2 protein-coding genes are annotated in these 2,431 nt (G+C 44.8%); both read right to left on the reverse strand.

What is annotated here, in order from left to right; all coding sequences use genetic code 11:
• Nucleotides 1-204: 204 nt before the first annotated feature.
• Nucleotides 205-1,248, reverse strand: coding sequence for a hypothetical protein (locus HF312_21435; protein MCU7522777.1), 1,044 nt, complete (start codon nucleotides 1,246-1,248; stop codon nucleotides 205-207).
• A gap of 117 nt (nucleotides 1,249-1,365) precedes the next feature.
• The gene (locus tag HF312_21440) at nucleotides 1,366-2,361 is read right to left on the reverse strand and encodes a phosphoribosylformylglycinamidine cyclo-ligase (GenBank protein ID MCU7522778.1); all 996 of its coding nucleotides are present in this window, start codon (nucleotides 2,359-2,361) and stop codon (nucleotides 1,366-1,368) included.
• Nucleotides 2,362-2,431 lie beyond the last annotated feature (70 nt).

Below are 2,431 nucleotides of genomic sequence, written 5' to 3' on the forward strand. Positions count from 1 at the left end.
TTCTATCTTAAACTTTTTCAATACCTTTTTCAATGACTTTGCACAGGTCCTGGGGTAGCGGGTGGGGGATATTATTCCCGGGGTTTAGTCATTCGCCGAGGCGAATTCCTGCACCACGGGCTACAAAGATTCCGTCCAACTTATGTTGGACTCAATTAAAGGAATATAGAATGCCGGGAATGTTCTTCCTGGCATCCTTTCTAATTACTGGTATTGGTAAGAAAATGTTATTCTTCCAACCAAATCTTTTTTACTCTGTCCCTGAAAGAAGGCCGACTCTATGTTTGGGATTATGCTGACATTTTTATTGATATGGAAGTCCACCCCGCCGATTATGAGATTTGAATTGTTATTCCCGCGGTCGATATTGGGATCAAATGTATCATATCTTGCAATAAGGCGGATGAGGTCGGTTACAGCAACCCAGCCCCAAAGGGATACGCCCATTCCGTTTGCCGTCTCAAGAGGGCTTAAGGCACTGGCCTTGAAGCTGTTGCGGTCAGATCTGAGGAAAAGTTCCGTTCCGAAAGAATATTTATCCCTTTCCATATAATTCAGGAACAAAGAGCTTAAAATAATTCCGTGGTCTTTTGTAGTATTATTTACAGAGTCCCGCAGGCCGGGATTTGATGCATAATCGGCATAGATCTGAAGCTGAAAGTTTTTCAGGGGGATAAAGTGAAGCTGTCCGTAGAATCTTTTGTACTTGTTTACTTCAGGCGCATTGACAGAATTGTTGCCGATCTTTACCCAGTAGTTAACAGTTCCCGCCTCGTTTAGTCTGCCTTTTAAGTCCGCGCCAAGGTCGCGTGTAGCCACGGCTCCCGTATAGTCCATAATTGTTTTTTCAACTGCCCTGTAGCCCCAGGCGCCTTCAATTACGTCAAATGGCGGAGTAGGCGAAAGTCCGAAAATAAAGTCGGATCCCTGGAAAACGCCTTTCCACTTGATAAATGCGTCTTTAACCATTACGCCTAATTTCCCGCCGGGAGTAAGTGAGTTGGCAGTCTGTTCAGCCTCCAGGCGGAACCTGGAATCAAAGGATTCAGACAGGGCAAAATCCGTTGTAAAGAAAATTCTCCTGAACTGGAACCCGTTCAGATCCTTTTTTGCAGGATCCCTCTGCTCGATATTGTAGAAGTAGTCGCCGAACATCAATGCGCTTACCCTGGGTGAGGCACCCTTTTCCTGTGCGAAAGCGGCGGCTGAAAGGGAAAGAAGTATTAAAGCTAAAAGCGGTCTTTTCATATTTGTTACCATTGGTAATGAATATTAAGCTTACGTAGCTTTAAAATAAAAAATGCAGGGCACAATTCATGTGCTCTGCATTAAGATCTGTAATTAGAAGAAAAAGGGGGAAAAGCTTCAGGCAACTTCGCCTATTAAAATTGCCTCTTCGCCAACGGCTTTACTGAGCTCCTGAGCCTTTGAGGCCATATCCTTCGAAACTACGGCAATAAGTCCTATGCCGAGGTTAAAGACCTCCCGCATCTCTTCGTCCTTAACCTGGCCTGTCTTCTGTATCAGTTTGAATATTTCCGGCCACTGCCAGCTCTGCCAGTCGACTTTAAGTGCAAGTCCCTGCGGAATAATTCTCTTTGTGTTTCCTATAATTCCGCCGCCTGTAATATGTGAAAACCCTTTAATTTCCATATTGTCCTTAAGCTGTGCAATAAGGGAAAGGTACGACTTATGCACTTTAAGGAGTTCTTCTCCAATGGAAGAAGTGAGTTCTTCAGGCCTGTCATTTACATTAAATTTGGCCAGGAGAATGTTGCGTGCCAGTGAATAGCCGTTTGTATGCAGGCCGTTTGAACGGAAGCCGAGCAGCAGGTCGCCTTTTGAGATATTCTTTCCGTCAATAATGCGCGATTTTTCGACAACCCCCACAATTGTACCTGAAAGGTCGTAGTCGTTTTCGGCATAAAGCCCCGGCATTTCTGCGGTTTCGCCGCCGATGAGAGCGCAGCCGTTTTGGCGGCAGGCAATTGAGAAGCCTTCGATTATCTTTTCGGCCTTGTTCGGGAAAAGCTTTCCGAATGCCATATAATCCATAAAGTAAAGCGGTTTGGCTCCGCAGACGGCAATATCATTAACGCAGTGGTTTACAAGGTCCTGCCCCACCGTGTCGTGCTTATCCATCAGGAAGGCAATTTTAAGCTTTGTGCCAACGCCGTCAACGCTTGAAACCAGTACGGGATGCTCATAGTCAGGGAATTTTGCGTCATAAAAAGCCCCGAAATGCCCGATTTCCATGAGAACATTCTTATTGAATGTGGATTTTACGTGCGATTTGATTCTCTGTACAGTTTCTTCTCCGGCCTGTATGTCTACGCCGGCTGATTTATAATTGGATTCCAAATTTACCTCAAATTCTTTCCCCTAAATTAGCTAATATTTACCTCTTATTCAAAAAGAAAAGGGGTTTTAG

It is taken from the genome of Ignavibacteria bacterium (assembly GCA_025612375.1).
Taxonomy (GTDB): domain Bacteria; phylum Bacteroidota; class Ignavibacteria; order Ignavibacteriales; family SURF-24; genus JAAXKN01.